The 17,808-nt window shown below is 68.0% G+C and carries 15 protein-coding genes and 1 pseudogene; 11 read left to right on the forward strand and 5 right to left on the reverse strand.

The annotated features are described in order from the left end of the window. Nucleotides 1–144 precede the first annotated feature (144 nt). The 4 genes from dapC (at nucleotide 145) to A5648_RS18655 (ending at nucleotide 4,385) form a co-directional block, all read left to right on the forward strand. On the forward strand, nucleotides 145–1,251 hold the full coding sequence (gene dapC / locus A5648_RS18640) for a succinyldiaminopimelate transaminase (RefSeq protein ID WP_065025985.1): 1,107 nt from the start codon (nucleotides 145–147) through the stop codon (nucleotides 1,249–1,251). Between the two features lie 231 nt (nucleotides 1,252–1,482). After that, nucleotides 1,483–2,616 carry a PPE family protein gene (locus A5648_RS18645; protein ID WP_065025964.1) on the forward strand — a complete coding sequence of 378 codons (1,134 nt, stop codon included), beginning with the start codon at nucleotides 1,483–1,485 and terminating at the stop codon, nucleotides 2,614–2,616. Nucleotides 2,617–2,891: 275 nt separating this feature from the next. Then, nucleotides 2,892–3,191: a PE family protein gene (locus tag A5648_RS18650; protein ID WP_064854541.1), complete on the forward strand. Its 300-nt coding sequence runs from the start codon at nucleotides 2,892–2,894 to the stop codon at nucleotides 3,189–3,191. Between the two features lie 9 nt (nucleotides 3,192–3,200). Next, nucleotides 3,201–4,385 (forward strand): PPE family protein, encoded by a 1,185-nt coding sequence (locus tag A5648_RS18655; protein WP_065025965.1) that lies wholly within the window; start codon nucleotides 3,201–3,203, stop codon nucleotides 4,383–4,385. A 12-nt stretch (nucleotides 4,386–4,397) separates the two neighbouring features. On the opposite strand, the gene A5648_RS18660 is transcribed toward A5648_RS18655, so the two are convergent. Beyond that, nucleotides 4,398–5,378 (reverse strand): GmrSD restriction endonuclease domain-containing protein, encoded by a 981-nt coding sequence (locus A5648_RS18660; protein ID WP_082966583.1) that lies wholly within the window; start codon nucleotides 5,376–5,378, stop codon nucleotides 4,398–4,400. A 27-nt stretch (nucleotides 5,379–5,405) separates the two neighbouring features. On the opposite strand from A5648_RS18660, the gene A5648_RS18665 reads away from it, so the two are divergent. After that, nucleotides 5,406–6,317 (forward strand): pseudouridine-5'-phosphate glycosidase, encoded by a 912-nt coding sequence (locus tag A5648_RS18665; RefSeq protein WP_065025967.1) that lies wholly within the window; start codon nucleotides 5,406–5,408, stop codon nucleotides 6,315–6,317. Between the two features lie 130 nt (nucleotides 6,318–6,447). Next, nucleotides 6,448–8,154 (forward strand): aa3-type cytochrome oxidase subunit I, encoded by a 1,707-nt coding sequence (gene ctaD, locus A5648_RS18670; RefSeq protein ID WP_065025968.1) that lies wholly within the window; start codon nucleotides 6,448–6,450, stop codon nucleotides 8,152–8,154. Between the two features lie 21 nt (nucleotides 8,155–8,175). On the opposite strand, the gene A5648_RS18675 is transcribed toward ctaD, so the two are convergent. After that, the gene (locus A5648_RS18675) at nucleotides 8,176–8,907 is read right to left on the reverse strand and encodes a helix-turn-helix transcriptional regulator (RefSeq protein ID WP_065025969.1); all 732 of its coding nucleotides are present in this window, start codon (nucleotides 8,905–8,907) and stop codon (nucleotides 8,176–8,178) included. A gap of 132 nt (nucleotides 8,908–9,039) precedes the next feature. On the opposite strand from A5648_RS18675, the gene A5648_RS18680 reads away from it, so the two are divergent. Both A5648_RS18680 and A5648_RS18685 read left to right on the forward strand, forming a co-directional pair. Next, entirely contained in the window at nucleotides 9,040–10,440 is a 1,401-nt protein-coding gene (locus A5648_RS18680) for an acyl-CoA synthetase (RefSeq protein ID WP_065025970.1), read from the forward strand. Nucleotides 10,441–10,459: 19 nt separating this feature from the next. Further along, nucleotides 10,460–10,747, forward strand: a complete 288-nt coding sequence (locus tag A5648_RS18685; protein WP_065025971.1) for a hypothetical protein — start codon at nucleotides 10,460–10,462, stop codon at nucleotides 10,745–10,747. Here A5648_RS18685 and A5648_RS18690 read toward each other — a convergent pair. After that, nucleotides 10,728–11,429, reverse strand: a complete 702-nt coding sequence (locus A5648_RS18690; RefSeq protein WP_065025972.1) for a TetR/AcrR family transcriptional regulator — start codon at nucleotides 11,427–11,429, stop codon at nucleotides 10,728–10,730. The two genes, A5648_RS18685 and A5648_RS18690, sit on opposite strands and share 20 nt — an antisense overlap. 133 nt (nucleotides 11,430–11,562) lie before the next feature. Here A5648_RS18690 and A5648_RS18695 point away from each other — a divergent pair, with 133 nt between their 5' ends. Together A5648_RS18695 and A5648_RS18700 are read left to right on the forward strand one after the other, a co-directional pair. Next, nucleotides 11,563–11,988 carry an MmpS family transport accessory protein gene (locus A5648_RS18695; RefSeq protein WP_065025973.1) on the forward strand — a complete coding sequence of 142 codons (426 nt, stop codon included), beginning with the start codon at nucleotides 11,563–11,565 and terminating at the stop codon, nucleotides 11,986–11,988. Next, entirely contained in the window at nucleotides 11,985–14,840 is a 2,856-nt protein-coding gene (locus A5648_RS18700) for an RND family transporter (protein WP_065025974.1), read from the forward strand. Before A5648_RS18695 ends, A5648_RS18700 begins: the two co-directional genes overlap by 4 nt. On the opposite strand, the gene dapD is transcribed toward A5648_RS18700, so the two are convergent. Next, nucleotides 14,837–15,790, reverse strand: coding sequence for a 2,3,4,5-tetrahydropyridine-2,6-dicarboxylate N-succinyltransferase (gene dapD, locus A5648_RS18705; protein ID WP_109470846.1), 954 nt, complete (start codon nucleotides 15,788–15,790; stop codon nucleotides 14,837–14,839). The two genes, A5648_RS18700 and dapD, sit on opposite strands and share 4 nt — an antisense overlap. A 102-nt stretch (nucleotides 15,791–15,892) precedes the next feature. Here dapD and dapE point away from each other — a divergent pair, with 102 nt between their 5' ends. After that, entirely contained in the window at nucleotides 15,893–16,969 is a 1,077-nt protein-coding gene (dapE, locus tag A5648_RS18710; protein WP_065025976.1) for a succinyl-diaminopimelate desuccinylase, read from the forward strand. On the opposite strand, the pseudogene A5648_RS18715 reads toward dapE, so the two are convergent. Beyond that, nucleotides 16,966–17,808 (reverse strand): annotated as a pseudogene (locus A5648_RS18715) (AAA family ATPase); the annotation flags it as partial. The gene dapE and the pseudogene A5648_RS18715 sit on opposite strands and share 4 nt — an antisense overlap.

Here is a 17,808-nt window from a genome sequence, read left to right on the forward strand (position 1 = left end):
GCATAGGCACGCCGGGTGTATCTATGCAACTAGTTGCACTGCAACTGTGCACATAGCAAGCGTGCGGTGCCGGTCACCGTGGCCACGCGGTTAATATCAGGAACCGATGAACCAGCCGCGTTTGGCCGCAGCCCCGTGAGCCCCGTGCCCGGCGGCAGGTCAGCCGCGCTGCCGACGTTCCCGTGGGACACGTTGGCCGAGGTGACGGCGCTGGCCAAGGCGCATCCCGACGGCATCGTCGACCTGTCGGTCGGCACCCCGGTCGATCCCGTCGCCCCGGTCATCCGCGACGCGCTCGCGGCGGCCTCCTCGGCGCCGGGATATCCGACCACCGCCGGCACGCCGGGGCTGCGGGCCTCGGCGGTCTCAGCACTGGAGCGCCGCTACGGGATCACCGGTCTCGCGGAGTCGGCGGTGCTGCCGGTCATCGGCACCAAAGAGCTCATCGCCTGGCTGCCGAGCCTGCTGGGCCTGGGCGGCGACGACGTGGTGGTCGTCCCCGAATTGGCCTACCCGACCTACGAGGTGGGAGCCCGGCTGGCCGGGGCGCCGTGGGTGCGCAGTGACGCGCCGGACCGCCTCGATAACGCGCCCCCGGCCCTGGTGTATCTGAATTCACCCAGCAACCCGACCGGAGCCATCCTGGCCGCCGAGGAGCTACGCGCCCTGGTCAACTGGGCCCGCGAGAACCAGGTGCTGCTGGTCTCCGACGAGTGCTATCTGGGGCTCGGTTGGGACGCCGACCCGCGTTCGGTGCTGCACCCGCAGGTGTGCGACGGCGACCACCGCGGCCTGCTGGCCGTGCACTCGCTGTCGAAGACCTCCTCGCTGGCCGGCTACCGGGCCGGCTTCGTCGCCGGCGACGCCGCCGTGGTGGCCGAGCTGCTCGCGGTGCGCAAGCACGCCGGGATGATGGTGCCGACCCCGGTGCAGGCAGCGATGGTCGCCGCCCTCGACGATGACGCGCACGAACGCGAGCAGCGCGACCGCTACGCGCGCCGCCGCGCGATGCTGCTGCCGGCGATGCGCGCGGCCGGATTCGCCGTCGACCTGTCGCAGGGCGGCTTGTATCTGTGGGCTACTCGCGGCGAGGCGTGCCGGCGCACCGTCGGGTGGTTGGCCGAGCGCGGCATCCTGGTGGCGCCGGGGGAGTTCTACGGGCCGGCCGGCGCCGAGCACGTCCGAGTGGCGTTGACCGCCACCGACGAACGGATCGCCGCGGCGGCAGCCCGGCTGGGATCGGACCGCTAGGCCTTTTCCGCGCACCCGCGGATTTATCGGCCGCGAGATTCTATCTGCCCGCCGTGGCCGAAAAGGGCTGTGCTGCCACGTGGTTTCCCGTCGAAGCTGTTCGCGATCGGTGCGACGCATACCCCTTCCGCCTGCGGGAGTGCCCGCCAGCCGTAATAGCCTCACCGAAACCGACGATCCCAGGTGGCGACGCGGGTCGGTGTCCAGCGACGAGGTGAGGAGTTTGTGGTGATGGACTTCGGAGCGTTGCCGCCTGAGGTCAATTCGGCACGAATGTATTGCGGCGCCGGGTCGGCACCGTTGGTAGGTGCCGCATCAGCTTGGGGCGCCCTCGCCGAAGAACTCCATTCGGCAGCGGAGCTCTACCAGTCGCTGGTCTCCCAGATCGTCGACGCCTCCTGGCGGGGGCCCTCGGCGATAGCGATGCTCACCGCAGTCGGTCCCTACGTGGCCTGGATGAGTGCGACCGCCACCCAGGCCGAACAAGCGTCTGGGTATGCCCGTTCGGTCGTCGGCGCCTATGAAATCGCCTATGCGGCAACGGTTCCTCCGGGACAGGTCGCAGCCAACCGCAGTCTGCTGAGCCTACTGGTGGCCACGAATCTGCTCGGGCAGAACAGCTCGGCGATCGCGGCGACCGAGGCGCAGTACGCCGAGATGTGGGCGCAGGACGCCGCCGTGATGTATGGCTATGCAGGAGCGTCCCGGGTCGCCTCGATGGTGACACCATTCGAAACACCACCGCAGACCACCGCTGCGCGCGGGCAAGAACGCCAACAGGAAGCGCTCGCACAAGCCGTCGGTTCGGCTGCCCAGCACAGGGCCACGACAGATCTGGTCACCGCTATCCGCGAAGTGTTGGAGAAACTTTCCTCGTCGCGGTCGCAATCAGCGACATGGGACGAGCTCAAGGCGAGCCTGCCACAGATCCTGAAGAACTTCACCACCAGTGAACAGGTGGTTCAGCGGCTCGCCTCCACGCCGACCAACATCCTCAACATCATGAAAGGGCTTGTGCCGCCGGCGCCGGCCGCAGTGCCGCCCGTTGCTGCGCCGATCGCCCCAACGCTTCCCGCGCCAGTCGCTGCAGGATGGTCGGCCGGGGCGCCTTCGGGCGGCTTCGGCAGAGCCGGAACCGTCGGCAAGTTGTCGGTGCCTCCCAGCTGGGCCGGCGCCACGCCGCCGACAGGTCCAGAGGCATTGGCGCCGCAGGCCGTTCCCGCATCCGGCTCCATCGAGAACCAGCCCAAGGGCTTGCTGCGGGGGATGCCGATGAGCGCCGGCGCGCCCCGGCGCAGCGAAGGGTATGTCAACCGATACGGCTTCCGGTACAACGTGTTAACGCACCACCCGGCCGGCGGCTAGCCGGACGCGGGTTCCGGGATGCGCCCAAAGATATTATCCGCGTTGGGATTATTTCTCTGATCGGCTGGTTGCACGGTACGGATTCCGGCGCCCCCTCCGTGGTGTTTGCAGTGATCAGGATGTTTTCGTGAACTTTCGTTGAACGGGGTGTGGCGCACGGGTGGGGTCGCACGCCGGCAGAGTTGGCGGGCGACACCAGCTTCGGATCCGAATAGTCTGCCAAGTAGAGAGCCTCCCCAACTGCGGTGGCGCGGATAACGATTAGGAGTGAGCAGATGTCGTTCGTCAACACCCAACCGGAAGCATTGGCAGCTGCCGCCAGCGGCTTGCAGGGTATCGGCGCGGTGGTGGCCGCTCAGAACGCAGCCGCCGCGGGCCCGACCACCGTCTTGCCGCCGGCGGCCGCTGACGAGGTATCGGCTTTGACTGCAGCGTTATTCGCTGCGCATGCGCACGCCTACCAAGAGGTCAGCGCACAGGCCGCAGCGATCCACGAGGCGTTCGTCCGGACCCTGGCCAGCAGTTCTGAGTCGTATGCGGTGACCGAAGCGGTCAACGCTGCGGTGGCGAGTTAGTCCGCAGCAATGGATTTCGGGTCATTGCCTCCGGAGGTCAACTCCGCCCGCATGTATGCCGGCGCCGGATCCGCACCGCTGGTCGCCGCCGCGTCGGTGTGGAGCAGGCTGGCCGCCGAGCTGAACTCGGCTGCCGCCGGCTATGAGGCCATCGTCACCGGTCTGACGGGGCAGGACTGGCTGGGGCCGGCGTCGGCGTCGATGGCGCACGCCGTTGCGCCCTACGTGGACTGGATGAACACCACCGCTGCGCGAGCCGAGCAGGCCGCAACCCGGGCGCGGCAGGCCGCTACCGCCTACGAGACCGCGCTGGCTTCCACGGTGCACCCGGCCGCTGTCGATGCCAATCGCAACCAGTTGTCTGCCCTGGTCTCGACGAACGTGCTGGGGCAGAACACCCCGGCGATCGCGGTGACCGAGGCGGATTACGGTGAGATGTGGGCGCGCGACACCGCCGCCATGTATGGGTATGCGGGAGAGTCCGCGTCGGCGTCGCAGGTGGCACCGTTCCACACACCGGATCCGACCACCACGAACGACTCGCAGAACGCGCAACTGGTCTCCGCGCTCCAGTCCGCGCTGGCGAGCTTGACCTCGCCTGCCTCATCGACGGTCGGAGCAGCGGAGTCGTCGACGTCGCCACTGGACAGCATGTTGAGCGATCTCTACACGATGGTGGGTCTGAAATACACACCCGGAAGTCCGGTAGCCAATTTGCTGGCCCCGTGGACGTCCTATGTCGCTCCGACGCAGAGCAGCATTGCGATAGCGCACTTCTCCACCGGCGCGGTCAACAGTGGGGTGGCCCTGTCCAAGGCGCTGGCGCCGGCTACCGCCGCCGCGAAGGCGGCCGGTGACGGTGCCAAGGCAGCCGCCGGGGCGCTACCGGCGGCGCTGCCGGCGGCTGGACTGGGCGCCCAACTCGGCGGCGCCGCCCCGGTGGCGGCTGGGCTGGGCAATGCCGCGGCGGCCGGGCGTTTGTCGGTCCCGGCTAGCTGGACGGCCGGTCCCGCAGCGGCGTCGGTCGCGCCGATACCGGTCAGCACCGTCTCGGCCATCAGCCCCGATATGGAAGGTTCCGGCCATCTGATGGGCGGGATGCCGCTGGCCGGTGCCGGACTCGGCGCCAGGGGATCCGGACCCAGGTACGGCTTTCAGCACAAGGTGATGGCACGCCCGTTTTCCGCCGGCTGACGGTCGCGGCGGCTATTCGCAGGCGATGCCGTCGCCGTCGCCGTCCAACCCGGAGCGGTATCCGGGTTGCCCGGCCAGTATCGGGGCGGCGCCGGCGGCCCGGGCGGCAGCGCAGTTCGGGAAGAACGCGGGCGCCCCGTCAACCGGACCGGCGAACGGCACCGGTTCGGTCGGGGTCTGCTCGACCGGGGGTGTGGCCTCCGACGGCGCTTCCGGAGGCAGCGGCTGGTCGGGAGCACCGTATTGTGCGCCCAGAATCCGCGCGATCGCATCGTGCTCGGCCTGGGTGACCCACAGCCCGTAGGCGGCCTTCACCTCGACGATGCGCGAGACGTAGGTGTAGCGGTAGGACTTGTTGGGCGGCAACCACGTCGCCGCATCGCCGTCGCCCTTCTGCTCGTTGATCGGCCCGCTGGTGGCCTGCAGGTTCAGCGGATCATTGGCGAAATTGCGCCGGGTGGTCTCATCCCACTGCTGAGCGCCCTTCTGCCAGGCATCCGACAACGCCACGACATGGTCGATCTGCACCGCACGGGAGGTGCCCCGGCCGCGCTGGAAGGCGATCGCGGTACCGGTGTACGGATCGTTCAGGACACCCGAGAGCACCACGCAATCGTTGCTGCCCGGCTTGATCTCGATGTCGACCAGGTCCCGGCGCAGGATGTCGTTGCGAGTGTCGCAACCGTTGTGGCCTTCGGGCACTGTCACGTCGTCGCTCCAGGCCTGGCCGAACAGTGCGCGCTCGTAGCCCGTCTTGGGTGCCCGGCCCTTGATCGGGAGCGTGTCGAGCTTGGCCAGTACGAGAGATGCGTCGGCACCGACCGCAACCGGGTCGGCGGCCGCGGGCGCGGCCGGCGCAAGCAGCGACAAGGCCACCGCCACCGCGGCGTAACCCCGCCGTCTGCGTCTCTGCTCGACCACGGCACCTTCCCCTCTCGCTGTGCTGGCGCGGACGCTATCAGCATGGTCCGACGCGATCGGCGGCTGCGACATGTTTGTTGGGCGCAATAGGCTGGACCGGTGCGTGTCCATCCCGAAGTCGCCGATGCGCTGGCCGCCGGTCGGGCCGTGGTGGCGCTGGAAAGCACGATCATCACCCACGGGCTGCCGCGCCCGGAGAACCTGCGCATCGCCCGCAAGATCGAGAACGCGGTGCGCGCGGCCGGAGCCGTGCCGGCCACCATCGCGATCATCGGGGGCCAGCCGCACGTCGGTCTCGACGACGGCGCGCTGCACCATCTGGCCACCGCGGGCATGGCGGTCAAGGTCAGCGTCCGCGACATCGCGATGCTGTCGGCCACCGGCGGAGACGGCGCGACGACGGTCGCCGCGACCGCGCACCTGGCGGCCTCGGCGGGCATCGCGGTGTTCGCCACCGGCGGGCTGGGCGGTGTGCACCGCGGCGCACGCGAAAGCTGGGACGAGTCCGCGGATCTGACGACCCTGTCGCGCACTCCGGTGCTGGTGGTGTGTTCGGGCGTCAAGTCGATCCTGGACATCGGTGCGACGCTCGAGCGGTTGGAAACGCTCGGGGTCGGGGTCATCGGTTATCGCACCGACCGGTTCCCCGCGTTCTATTTGGCCGAATCCGGCCACCCGGTGGACTGGCGCGTCGACACGCCGAAGCAGGTCGCCGCGGTGCTGCGGGCACGTGCCCGGCTGGGCACCGACGGCTACGGGCTGGTGCTGGCCAACCCGATCGCCCCCGAGGCCGAACTCGATCGGGCACTGCATGATCGGGTGCTCACCGACGGGTTGGCCGCCGCCGAGGCGGCGGGGGTGCGCGGCAAGGACGTCACGCCGTTCCTGCTCGCTTATTTTCACCGCGGCACCCGGGGCGCCTCGGTCGCGGCCAATGTCGCACTGGTGCTGGCTAATGCGCGGCTGGCCGCCGAGATCGCCGTCGCATATGCGGGCCGGGCGATCGCCTGACCGCCGGCACCGATTTCACGTAGCATGGACCGTTATAAACCGCTGGTCTGGCCGGCACGCTTGCTGCCGACGGGGCTAGGACTTCGGCGGGAGGCGGGCCGATGGCTGACGTGGCGAACCGGGGCGTCGCGTGAGCGTGGGGAGCGTTCCGAGCAGGGCGCTGTCACCGGTGCGCCCGTACCCGCCCCGCAGCGGCCCGCGCGGGGCCTTGGTCTACCGGGTCATCACCACTACCGACCACAAGCTGATCGGCATCTTGTACATGGTGACCACGTTCGGCTTCTTTTTGACCGCTGGCCTGATGGCGTTGCTGATGCGCACCGAACTGGCTGCGCCGGGACTGCAGTTTCTGTCCAACGAGCAGTACAACCAGTTGTTCACCATGCACGGCACCATCATGTTGCTGCTCTACGCGACGCCGATCGTCTTCGGTTTCGCCAACCTGGTGCTGCCGTTGCAGATCGGCGCCCCGGATGTGGCGTTCCCGCGGCTCAACGCCCTCGCTTATTGGTTGTACCTGTTCGGCGCGTTGATCGTCGTCGCCGGGTTCCTGACGCCCGGCGGCGCGGCTGATTTCGGCTGGACCGCCTACACCCCGCTGAGCGGCCTGATGCATGCGCCCGGCGCCGGAGCAGACCTGTGGATCATGGGGCTGGCGGTCTCCGGGCTGGGCACCATCCTGGGCGCGGTGAACATGATCACCACCGTGGTCTGCATGCGCGCTCCGGGGATGACGATGTTCCGGATGCCGATCTTCACCTGGAATGTCCTGATCACCTCGATCATGGTGCTGATCGTCTTCCCGCTGCTGACCGCGGCCCTGATGGGCTTAGCGGTCGACCGGCACCTGGGCGGGCACCTTTATGACGCGGCCAACGGCGGAGCGCTGCTGTGGCAGCACCTGTTCTGGTACTTCGGGCACCCCGAGGTGTACATCGTCGCGCTGCCGTTCTTCGGCATCGTCACCGAGATCTTCCCGGTGTTCTCCCGCAAGCCGATGTTCGGTTACACCCAGATGGTGTACGCGACGATGAGTATCGCGGGCCTGTCCACGGCGGTCTGGGCGCATCACATGTTCGCCACCGGTGCGGTTCTGCTGCCGTTCTTCGCAGCCATGAGCTTCATGATCGCAGTGCCGACCGGTATCAAGTTCTTCAACTGGATCGGCACGATGTGGAAGGGCCAGTTGACTTTTGAGACGCCGATGCTGTTCTCGATCGGGTTCGCGGTGACGTTTTTGGCCGGCGGGCTGACCGGGGTGATGCTGGCCAGTCCGCCGCTGGACTTCCACGTCCACGACACTTATTTCGTGGTGGCGCATTTTCACTACGTGCTGTTCGGCACCATCGTGTTCTCGACGTTCGCCGGCATCTATTTCTGGTTCCCGAAGATGATCGGCCGGCTGCTCGACGAGCGGCTGGGCAAGCTGCACTTCTGGCTGACGTTCATCGGGTTTCACACCGCGTTTTTGGTGCAGCACTGGCTGGGCAACATGGGCATGCCACGCCGTTACGCCGACTACTTGCCCACCGACGATTTCCAGCCATTCAACATCGTCTCCACCCTCGGGGCGTTCATCCTCGCCGTTTCGGTACTGCCGTTCCTGTGGAACGTATTTCGCAGTTGGCGCTTCGGCGAAGTCGTCACCGTGGATGATCCGTGGGGCTACGGCAACTCGCTGGAGTGGGCGACCAGCTGTCCGCCGCCGCGGCACAATTTCACCGAGCTGCCCAGGATCCGTTCGGAGCGCCCGGCTTTCGAAATGCACTACCCGCACATGGTGCCCCGGTTACGCGACGAGCTGCACATCCGGCGTAAGGAGGACGTCACCGGGTGAGGCCGACGCATCCAGGTGCGGTTAGCGAGCGATCACCTTGGCGATGCACAGCTCGGGCTCGACGAACGGGTCCAATTCCGCGCTCAGCGCAGTTTTTTCGCTGTCGGTTCCGTCCGGGTTGAGCAGCCCGCGCAGCAGGCCCAGGTGCATGGCGCAGCTGACTTCCGGGTGTGACCGCGCCAAATCGCGGACCGGGCAGCTGTGCAGCCGGATCGCGCACTCGCGCCGGCCCTCGCCGGCGTCGGCTGCCGCGGTGATCTCAGGGCCGAAGCCCATTCGGTCGAAGATCAGCGCGATCCGGTCGGCGGAGTCGTCGACGCCGGGCTCGACAGCGCTAGCGTTCGGCTCGGCCGGATCGGCGGACGCGCCCTCGGCGAGGATCCGGCCGGCCCAGCGTCGGCCGGCCCGTTCGGCGCGCTGCCGACGCTCGGCGGCGGTGTCGCCGAGCTCCATCGCGAGGATCTCGGCGAGGCTGCGGTAGTCCAACCGGTCACGCACGGCGACGTATCCGGTGCGGGGGCGCCCGACGCCGTCCCGCTTGATCCGGGTCCGCGCGACAGAACCGTCCTCGCACAGTGCGTCGAGGTGGAAGCGGACCGTGGTGACGTGTAAGCCCATCTGCTCGGCGATCTCGGTGGCGTCCACCGCGCCGGTGGCGCAGGCGACCAGCCGCAGCACCCGTTCCCGCTGCTGGTTTCGTGGCAACCGCTGACTGCGATTGGCGCCGCGCCGCGGGTCGGACTGGTCGCGCATCGGTAGGCCTCTCGGTGAGCAGTTGTCCGCAAATTTAATGGAACGAATTCATTGATACCAGGGGCGGCGGGTGAAAGTTGCTCGGCCGATCGGCTGCGGCCGTCCGGACAGCTAACCGGTAACGTCGCTCAGGTGCTGCTGACCTCGCTGGACACCGACACCGACGATATCGCCGATGCGGTGCGCATCGACGACACCGTACTTAGCCGGGCCGACTTGCGGGCCGCCTCGGCCGCGGTGCGCGAAGACCTCGGCGGCGTGGGGCGGGTCGCGGTGCTGGCGACCCCGACGGCGTCGACCGTGCTGGCGGTCGCCGGCTGTCTACTCGCCGGGGTGCCGGTGGTGCCAGTGCCCGCCGACGTCGGCGTCGCCGAACGCGCGCATATCCTGCGTGACTCGGGCGCGCAGGCGTGGCTGGGGGAGCGGCCCGACGAGCTCGCCGGCCTGCCGCACTGTCCGGCGCGGCGCGGCGCCGGATCGTCGTATGGGTCGGCCCAACAGCCGGAAGACGACACCGCACTGGTGATCTACACCTCCGGCACCACCGGGCCGCCCAAGGGCGTGCAGTTGAGCCGGCGTGCGCTGGCAGCGGATCTCGACGCCCTGGCCGAGGCCTGGCAGTGGAGTCCCGACGACGTACTGGTGCACGGCCTGCCGCTGTATCACGTGCACGGTCTGGTGTTGGGCCTGCTGGGATCGCTGCGGGTCGGCAATAGGTTCGTGCACACCGGCAAGCCGACCCCGCAGTCCTACGCGGCCGCCGGGGGTTCACTGTATTTCGGGGTGCCCACGGTGTGGTCGCGGGTGGTGGCCGACTCGGCGGCCGGCGAGGCGCTGCGGCCGGCCCGGCTGCTGGTATCGGGCAGTGCGGCACTTCCGGTTCCGGTGTTCGATCGGCTCGTCGCACTCACCGGGCATGCGCCCATCGAAAGGTACGGCAGCACCGAATCGCTGATCACGCTGAGCACCCGCGTCGACGGTGAGCGCAGACCCGGCTGGGTGGGCCTGCCGCTGCGCGGCGTGCAGACCCGGCTCGTCGGCGAGGACGGCGGGCCGGTCCCGCACGACGGAGAGAGCATCGGGCGACTCTTGGTGCGCGGGCCGACGCTGTTCGACGGGTACCTCAACCTGCCGGAGGCGACGGCGGCGGCGTTCGACGCCGACGGCTGGTACCGGACCGGGGATGTCGCGGTGATCGACGCCGACGGGATGCACCGGATCGTCGGCCGCGAATCGGTCGACCTGATCAAGTCCGGGGGCTTCCGGGTCGGGGCCGGCGAGATCGAGACCGCCCTGCTCGGCCATCCTGCGGTGGCCGAGGTGGCCGTCGTCGGACTGCCCGACGAAGACCTGGGCCAGCGCATCGTCGCCTTCGTGGTCGCCGCCTCCGACGGCGAGGCGCAACCCGATGAGCTGATCGCGTACGTGGCCCAACAGCTGTCGGCGCACAAGCGGCCGCGCGAGGTGCGGGTGGTCGATGCGTTGCCGCGCAACGCAATGGGAAAGGTACTCAAGAAAGCGTTGCTGACGTAGGCTCGCGGCTGTGAAGCCGATGAAGCGATTCAGTCTCGCCATAGTGACGGTCCTTACCGTCGCGGCATTCGTGCTCGGCGGGTGCTCGTCCGTCAGCAAGGTCATCAACAAGGGCGGTGACACCACCTGCCAGGAGTTCAACAGCCACGACGACGAGAAGCAGCGGTCGGAAGTGTCCAAGATGCTCAAGGACAAGCACGGCAATGAGCCGTCCAACATGGAGCTTTCGGCGACGCGGGTGGCGGTCAGCGCCTACTGCAAGACGATCGGCAAGGACAGCGACAAGATCAGCAACGCGATGCTGTAACGCCCACCCTGGGCGGGGAGCAGGGGCCTGCGGGCTCCCAGGTGCGCATCGCGGCTTCGACGCCGTCATCGTCGAGCGCAGCAACCGGTAGCGGCAATTGGTCACTGCGGTAACGCATTCCGTCAAGAAGGATGGCCACATAACGGCGCCACAGCTCGGCGTCGATGTGACCGGCGAACTCGCTGACCGTGCCGGCCAGAAGCCCGAAGATCGGCATGTCCGTATCGGAGAGGTCCGGACGCAGGCGACCGTCGGCGCGCGCGCGCTCGACGAGCCTTTTCAGCACGGGGACAAGTCGCTCCTGGGCAGCCGTCACTCGATCGCCGCCGTATGCCTTGCTGAAGGCGATCTCCCGCAACCCTCGGTCGGTCGCGGTGATCTCACACATCTGCTCGACGTACCAGACCAGCCCGTGCCATGAGTCAGGTTGCTGCAGAGCTGTTTCCGCCAAGTCGGCGAGCTGATTGACGCCGTCTTCGAAGATCGCCTCGAGAAGCTCCTCCTTGGTGGCGAACCGCCGGTACACGGTTCCGACTCCCACACCGGCATGGTGCGCGACATCGTTGAGATTGGGCTCCAGGCCCTTGCTCGCAAACAGCTCGCGGGCCGCTGCCAGGATGCGCTTCCGATTGCGCTCGGCATCCTTTCGCAGCGGGCGGTCCGCCGTCTTCTTGGAACTCACACCGACGAGTCTAATGTGAGCAACGCCATAAGTGGATTGACTGTATCCGCTTACGTAGTTAGCTTGACTACCTGGAACAGCGAAAGCGCCTGCCGTGGCTGTCGACCGCAATATCAACGTCGGGAAGGTAGCGATGAACAGGCTCATCAAACGTGCGTGGCTCCCGGCCCTGATCGCGGTGGCGGTCGCAGCGGGGGCCATCACGGTCGCCCAGCTGCGGACGGTGTTCGGTTCGCATCCCGTGGTGGTGACCGACTTGTCCTCGGACAACGCCGAGGACTTCAACCCGAAGTTCGTGACGTACGAGATCTTCGGCTCGGGCACGACGGCGGTCATCAACTACATGGACCTCGAAGGCAAGCCGCAGCGCGTCGCCGATGTGGCGTTGCCGTGGACTTTGACGCTGCAGACCACCCTGCCCTCGGTGATGCCCAACATCCTGGCCCAGGGCGACGGCGACAGCATCAGCTGCCGGGTCACCGTCGACGACGAGGTCAAACAGGAAAGGACGGCTACCGGAGTGAATGCCGAGACCTTCTGCTTTGTGAAGGCAGCATGACCGCGCCGACCGGGCGGCCGTGGCTGCCCCGGTTCATCCGGACGTTCGCGGTGCCGATCATCCTGGCCTGGATCGCCCTGATCGCCGTGCTGAACGTCGTCGTTCCGCAGCTCGAGGACGTCGGCAAACTGCGTGCGGTGTCGATGAGTCCCAACGACGCACCGTCGATGATCGCCACCAAGCGCGTCGGCAAGGTGTTCGAAGAGTACGACACTTCGAGCTCGGTGATGATCGTGCTCGAAGGCGACGAGCCGCTGGGCGCGCAGGCGCACGAGTTCTATGACCAAATGGTGCGCGATCTGCGTGCCGACACCGCCCACGTGCAGCACGTCCAAGACTTCTGGGGCGACACACTGACCGCCAAGGGCGCCCAGAGCGCCGACGGCAAGGCCGCCTACGTTCAGGTCTACATCGCCGGTGACCAGGGCGAGACACTGGCCAACGAGTCGGTGGAGGCGGTGCGCCACATCGCATCCGAGGTTCCCGCGCCGGCCGGTGTGAAGGCCTACGTGACGGGGCCCGCGGCCACCAGCACCGATCAGAACCACGTCGGTGACAAGAGCATGGAGACCATCGAAATGCTCACCTTCGCCGTCATCACGGTGATGTTGCTGACCGTCTACCGGTCCATCATCACCACACTGATCGTCCTGGTGATGGTCGTGCTCGAGCTGTCGGCCGCCCGGGGGCTGGTGGCATTTATGGGATTCCACAACCTGTTCGGCCTGACCACCTTCGCCACCAACATGCTGGTGACGCTGGCGATTGCCGCCTCCACCGATTACGCGATCTTCCTGATCGGTCGATATCAAGAAGCGCGCAAAGCTGGTCAGGATCGAGAAGCCGCCTACTACAACATGTTCCACGGAACTGCGCATGTGGTGTTGGCCTCCGGGTTGACCATTGCCGGGGCGACGTTCTGCTTGCACTTCACCCGGCTGCCGTACTTCCAGACGATGGGCTTCCCACTGTCGATCGGCATGGTGATCGTGGTCGCCGCGGCGTTAACCCTGGGGCCCGCAGTCATTTCGGTGTGCAGTCGCTTCGGTCGCGTTCTGGAACCCAAGCGCATCACCCGCTCGACCGGCTGGCACCGGGTCGGTACCAGCACCGTTCGCTGGCCCGGAGCGATCCTGGTGGCGGCCGTCGCGGCCGCGCTGATCGGCCTGCTTGCGCTGCCCGGGTATCACACCAGCTACAACGACCGCATCTACCTGCCCGATGACGTCGCGGCGAACGTGGGCTACTCGGCGGCGTTCCGGCACTTCTCCCAGGCGAAGATGAATCCCGACCTGATGATGGTCGAAGCCGACCGGGACCTGCGGAACCCGGCGGACTTCCTGGTGATCGACAAGATCGCCAAGGCACTCAAGCACGTGCACGGCATCGCCCAAGTGCAGACCATCACCCGCCCCGATGGGGACCCGATCAAACATTCGACGATCCCGTACACCCTCGGCCAGAGCGGCACCGCTCAGCTGATGAACAACGACTACATGCAGACCAACCTGGAGAACTTGCTCAAGCAGGCCGACGATCTGCAGGCCAGCATCGACTCGATGACCGAGATGATGAGCATCCAGCAGGATCTGGCCGAGGTGTCGCAGCGGATGGCCGACAAGATGTCCAACACGGCCGTCGACATCGGCGAAATGCGCAATCACATGGCCGATTTCGACGATTTCTTCCGGGTGTTCCGCAACTACTTTTACTGGGAACCGCACTGCTTCGACATCCCGATCTGCTGGTCGTTGCGGTCGATTTTCGACGCCCTGGACGGCGTCGACACCATGTCTGCCGACTTCGATGAGATCGTGCCCGACATGCAGCGCATGGCCGAGCTGATGCCGCGGATGGTCGCCGTCATGCCGGCGCAGATCCAGTCGATGAAGAACCAGAAGCAGACGTTGCTCAACCAATACCAGGTGCAGAAGGCCCAGCAGGACCAGAACATGGCGATGCAGGAGAACTCCACGGCCATGGGCGAGGCGTTCGACACCGCCAAGAACGACGATTCGTTCTACCTGCCGCCGGAAGCCTTCGACACCGCCGACTTCAAACGCGGCATCAAGCTGTTCATGTCGCCGGATGGACATGCGGTGCGGTTCACCATCATTCACCAGGGTGACCCGTTGACGCCCGAGGGAATATCGCGCATCGAAGCGCTCAAGGTCGCGGCGGCCGACGCGATCAAGGGAACCCCGTTCGAGGGCGCCAAGATCTACCTCGGCGGCAGCGCGGCGATGTTCTACGACATGCAGCAGGGCGCCAACTACGACTTGCTGATCGTTGCCACGGCCGCACTGATCCTGATCTTCATCATCATGATGGTGCTGACCCGCGCCGTGGTCGCCGCGACGGTGATCGTCGGCACGGTGGTGCTCAGTCTCGGCTCGGCGTTCGGACTGTCAGTCCTGCTCTGGCAACACCTGGTGGGCATCCCGCTGCACTGGATGGTGCTGCCGATGTCGGTCATCGTCCTGCTTGCCGTCGGCGCGGACTACAACCTGCTGCTGGTCTCGCGCATCAAGGAGGAGATCCACGCGGGCCTGCACACCGGGCTCATCCGCGCCATGGTCGGCACCGGCGCGGTGGTCACGGCCGCGGGCCTGGTGTTCGCCTTCACCATGGCCTCCATGGCGGTCAGCTCGTTGATCGTGATCGGTCAGGTCGGCACGACGATCGGACTGGGTCTGCTCTTCGACACCCTGATCGTCCGGTCGTTGATGACGCCATCGGTGGCCACGCTGCTCGGGCGCTGGTTCTGGTGGCCCCAGATCGTGCGTCCGCGCCCGGTTCCGCAGCCCTGGCCGCAGCCGATCGAGCGCGACCGTGAAGAGGCGCTGGTCTAGTTGGCGTGCAGGTCCTCGTTGAGCGCGATGCCCTGACCGTCGCGGGCGACCACCTCGACCGCGCCGGTCTGCGAATTGCGGCGGAACAGCAGGTTGTTCCCCCCGGCCAGCTCGCGGGCCTTGACCGTGCCGCCGTCGGGCATGGCGACCTTGGTCCCAGCGGTGACATAGAGCCCGGCCTCGATCACACAGTCGTCGCCCAGCGGGATGCCCAGCCCGGCGTTGGCCCCCAACAGGCAGCGCTCGCCGATCGAAATCACTTCTGTGCCACCGCCGGACAGCGTCCCCATGATCGACGCGCCGCCACCGACATCGGAGCCGTCGCCGACCACCACGCCCGCCGAGATGCGGCCCTCGACCATCGAGGCGCCCAGCGTGCCGGCGTTGAAGTTGACGAATCCTTCGTGCATCACCGTGGTGCCCGGCGCCAGGTGCGCGCCCAAGCGCACCCGGTCGGCGTCGGCGATGCGCACTCCGGACGGCAGCACGTAGTCGACCATGCGCGGGAACTTGTCCACCCCGTACACGGTCACCGGGCCGCGCCGGCGCAGCCGGGCGCGCACCGACTCGAAGCTCTCGACCGCGCAGGGCCCGTAATTGGTCCAGACCACGTTGGTCAGCACCCCGAACAGGCCGTCGGCGTTGAGTCCGTGCGGCGCGACCCGGCGGTGGGAGAGCAGGTGCAGTCGCAGGTAGGCGTCGTAGGCGTCGACGGCTTTGTCCGCGAGCGAGCCGATGACCGTGTGCACCGCGACCGTCTCGGTGCCGCGGTCCTCGTCGCGGCCGAGCAGCCCGGCCAGCTCGGCGGGCACGTCGTCCCCGGCAATCCTGGTGGTTCCGGACTCACCCGAGCCGCCCAGCTCCGGGGCGGGAAACCAGGTGTCGAGCACTGATCCGTCTGCGGCCAGCGTCGCTACTCCGACGCCCGAAGCTCCAGTCACGCCGGTCAGGCTATTTCTTTCCGCGAGCAGACGCAAAAGGCCCCTGCGCACGTGGAAATCGGGCGCTTTCACGTCTGCTCGCCGGGAGATGCGACCCGTTAGGCTGGGTCCGTGCTGGATCTGCGCTCCGACCCGATCGCGCTGACCGCGGCGCTGGTCGACATCCCCAGCGAGTCGCGGCACGAAGCGCGGATCGCCGACGAGGTGGAGGCCGCGCTGCGGGCGCAGACTTCCGGTTTCGAGATCATCCGCGACGGCGACGCGGTGCTGGCCCGCACCCAGCTGGGTCGACCGACCAGGGTGCTGCTGGCCGGACATCTGGACACCGTGCCGGTGGCCGGCAACCTGCCCAGCCGGCGCACCACCGATGCCCAAGGCGACATGTTGCACGGCTGCGGCACTGTCGACATGAAATCCGGTGACGCCGTTTTCCTGCACCTGGCGGCCACCCTCACCGAACCCGCCCACGACCTGACGCTGGTCTTCTACGACTGCGAGGAGATCGAGGCGGCGGCCAACGGGCTGGGCCGCATCGAACGCAACCTGCCGGACTGGCTGGCGGCCGATCTCGCCATCCTCGGTGAGCCCACCGGGGGCTACATCGAGGCCGGTTGCCAGGGCACCCTGCGGGTCGTCATCACCGCGGCCGGTACCCGGGCGCACTCGGCGCGATCGTGGCTGGGTGACAACGCGATCCACAAACTGGGGGCGGTGCTGAACCGGCTCGCCGCCTACCAGCCGCGCAGTATCGACATCGACGGCTGCGTCTACCGCGAGGGCCTGTCGGCGGTGCGCATCGACGGCGGGGTGGCCGGCAACGTCATCCCCGATGCCGCCAGCGTCACGGTGAACTTCCGCTTCGCCCCGGACCGCACGCCTCACGAGGCGCTGACCCACGTGCAGGAGGTGTTCGACGGCCTGCACGTGGTGATCGAGCGGACCGACTCCGCCGTCGGCGCCCTGCCGGGACTCACCGCGCCGGCCGCTGCCGCGCTGGTGGCCGCCGCCGACGGACAAGTACGGGCCAAGTACGGCTGGACCGACGTCGCCCGGTTCGCCGCCCGCGGCATCCCCGCGGTCAACTACGGCCCCGGTGATCCCAATCTGGCGCACTGCGTCGACGAGCGGGTGCCGGTCGAGCAGATCAGTGCGGCGACGGCGCTGCTGCGCCGGTTCCTGTCCGGCTAGCTGCCGGCCAGCGCGCGGGCCTGAGCCAACGCCGTTTTGCCCAGGGCGCAATCGATCTCGTCGCACAACCGGGCCAGCGGGTCGGCCGCGCGCGCATCGCCGAGCTGGACGGCGGTGTGCCAGGCCTGCAGCGCCACCGCCGACTGGCCGCTGCGCTCGGCCAGCCGGGCGGCGTCTCGGGCAGCGGTGATGGCGCCGTGCCGGTCGCGCATCCCGGCCCGTTGCCAGGCGCGGGCCATCCCCAACTCCGGAGCGAACAGCGCCGACTTCGTTCCGTGCCGGGACTCGGCGCGGCTCAGCGCCTTTGCCGCGCCGGCGATGTCGGACTGGCGGGCCAGCGCGGTGGCCAGCAGGGTCAGCGACAGCGGGCCCCACGAGTAGCCGGTGCGCTCCAAGGCGGCCGCGGCCGGTACCAGTAGCTGTGTCGCGGCGTCGAATTCGCCGGCCGCGATCAGCACCTGGGCCACCAGCACCTCGCCGATCGCCCGCCCGGGCTGGGCCAGTTCGGCGAAATCGGTGAATTGCCGGGCGAGTTCGCGCGCGTCGGTGAGCCGTCCCGTCATCAGCAGCACGGTGATCTCGGCCAGCCCGATGGTGAACCGCAGCAGCCCGGGATGTTCGGCGTCCAGCGCGCGGTGGGCCAGCGGCCCGACGTCGTCGAATCGTCCGGCCCGCGCCGCACACAGCGCCGCGGCGCTGCCGGCCCAGGCCACCGCCATGTCGTCGGCGGCCGGATCGGCCAGCACCGCGGCGGCGGCCTCGGCGGCGCGGCCGATATTGCCGGCGTTCATCGCGAACGTCGCGCCGAGCGCATCCAAGGTGATGCGCGGGCTCGCCCC

This window comes from Mycolicibacter sinensis, assembly GCF_001673565.1.
Taxonomy (GTDB): Bacteria; Actinomycetota; Actinomycetes; order Mycobacteriales; family Mycobacteriaceae; genus Mycobacterium; species Mycobacterium sinense_C.

Bases quoted from the DNA above. Each gene is read 5' to 3' on its own strand.
- A5648_RS18655 (WP_065025965.1), top strand. From the start codon at position 3,201: ATGGATTTCGGGTCATTGCCTCCGGAGGTCAACTCCGCCCGCATGTAT.
- A5648_RS18695 (WP_065025973.1), top strand. From the start codon at position 11,563: ATGAACAGGCTCATCAAACGTGCGTGGCTCCCGGCCCTGATCGCGGTG.
- A5648_RS18675 (WP_065025969.1), bottom strand. From the start codon at position 8,907: ATGCGCGACCAGTCCGACCCGCGGCGCGGCGCCAATCGCAGTCAGCGG.
- A5648_RS18650 (WP_064854541.1), top strand. From the start codon at position 2,892: ATGTCGTTCGTCAACACCCAACCGGAAGCATTGGCAGCTGCCGCCAGC.
- A5648_RS18660 (WP_082966583.1), bottom strand. From the start codon at position 5,378: ATGTCGCAGCCGCCGATCGCGTCGGACCATGCTGATAGCGTCCGCGCC.
- A5648_RS18685 (WP_065025971.1), top strand. From the start codon at position 10,460: ATGAAGCGATTCAGTCTCGCCATAGTGACGGTCCTTACCGTCGCGGCA.
- A5648_RS18700 (WP_065025974.1), top strand. From the start codon at position 11,985: ATGACCGCGCCGACCGGGCGGCCGTGGCTGCCCCGGTTCATCCGGACG.
- A5648_RS18645 (WP_065025964.1), top strand. From the start codon at position 1,483: ATGGACTTCGGAGCGTTGCCGCCTGAGGTCAATTCGGCACGAATGTAT.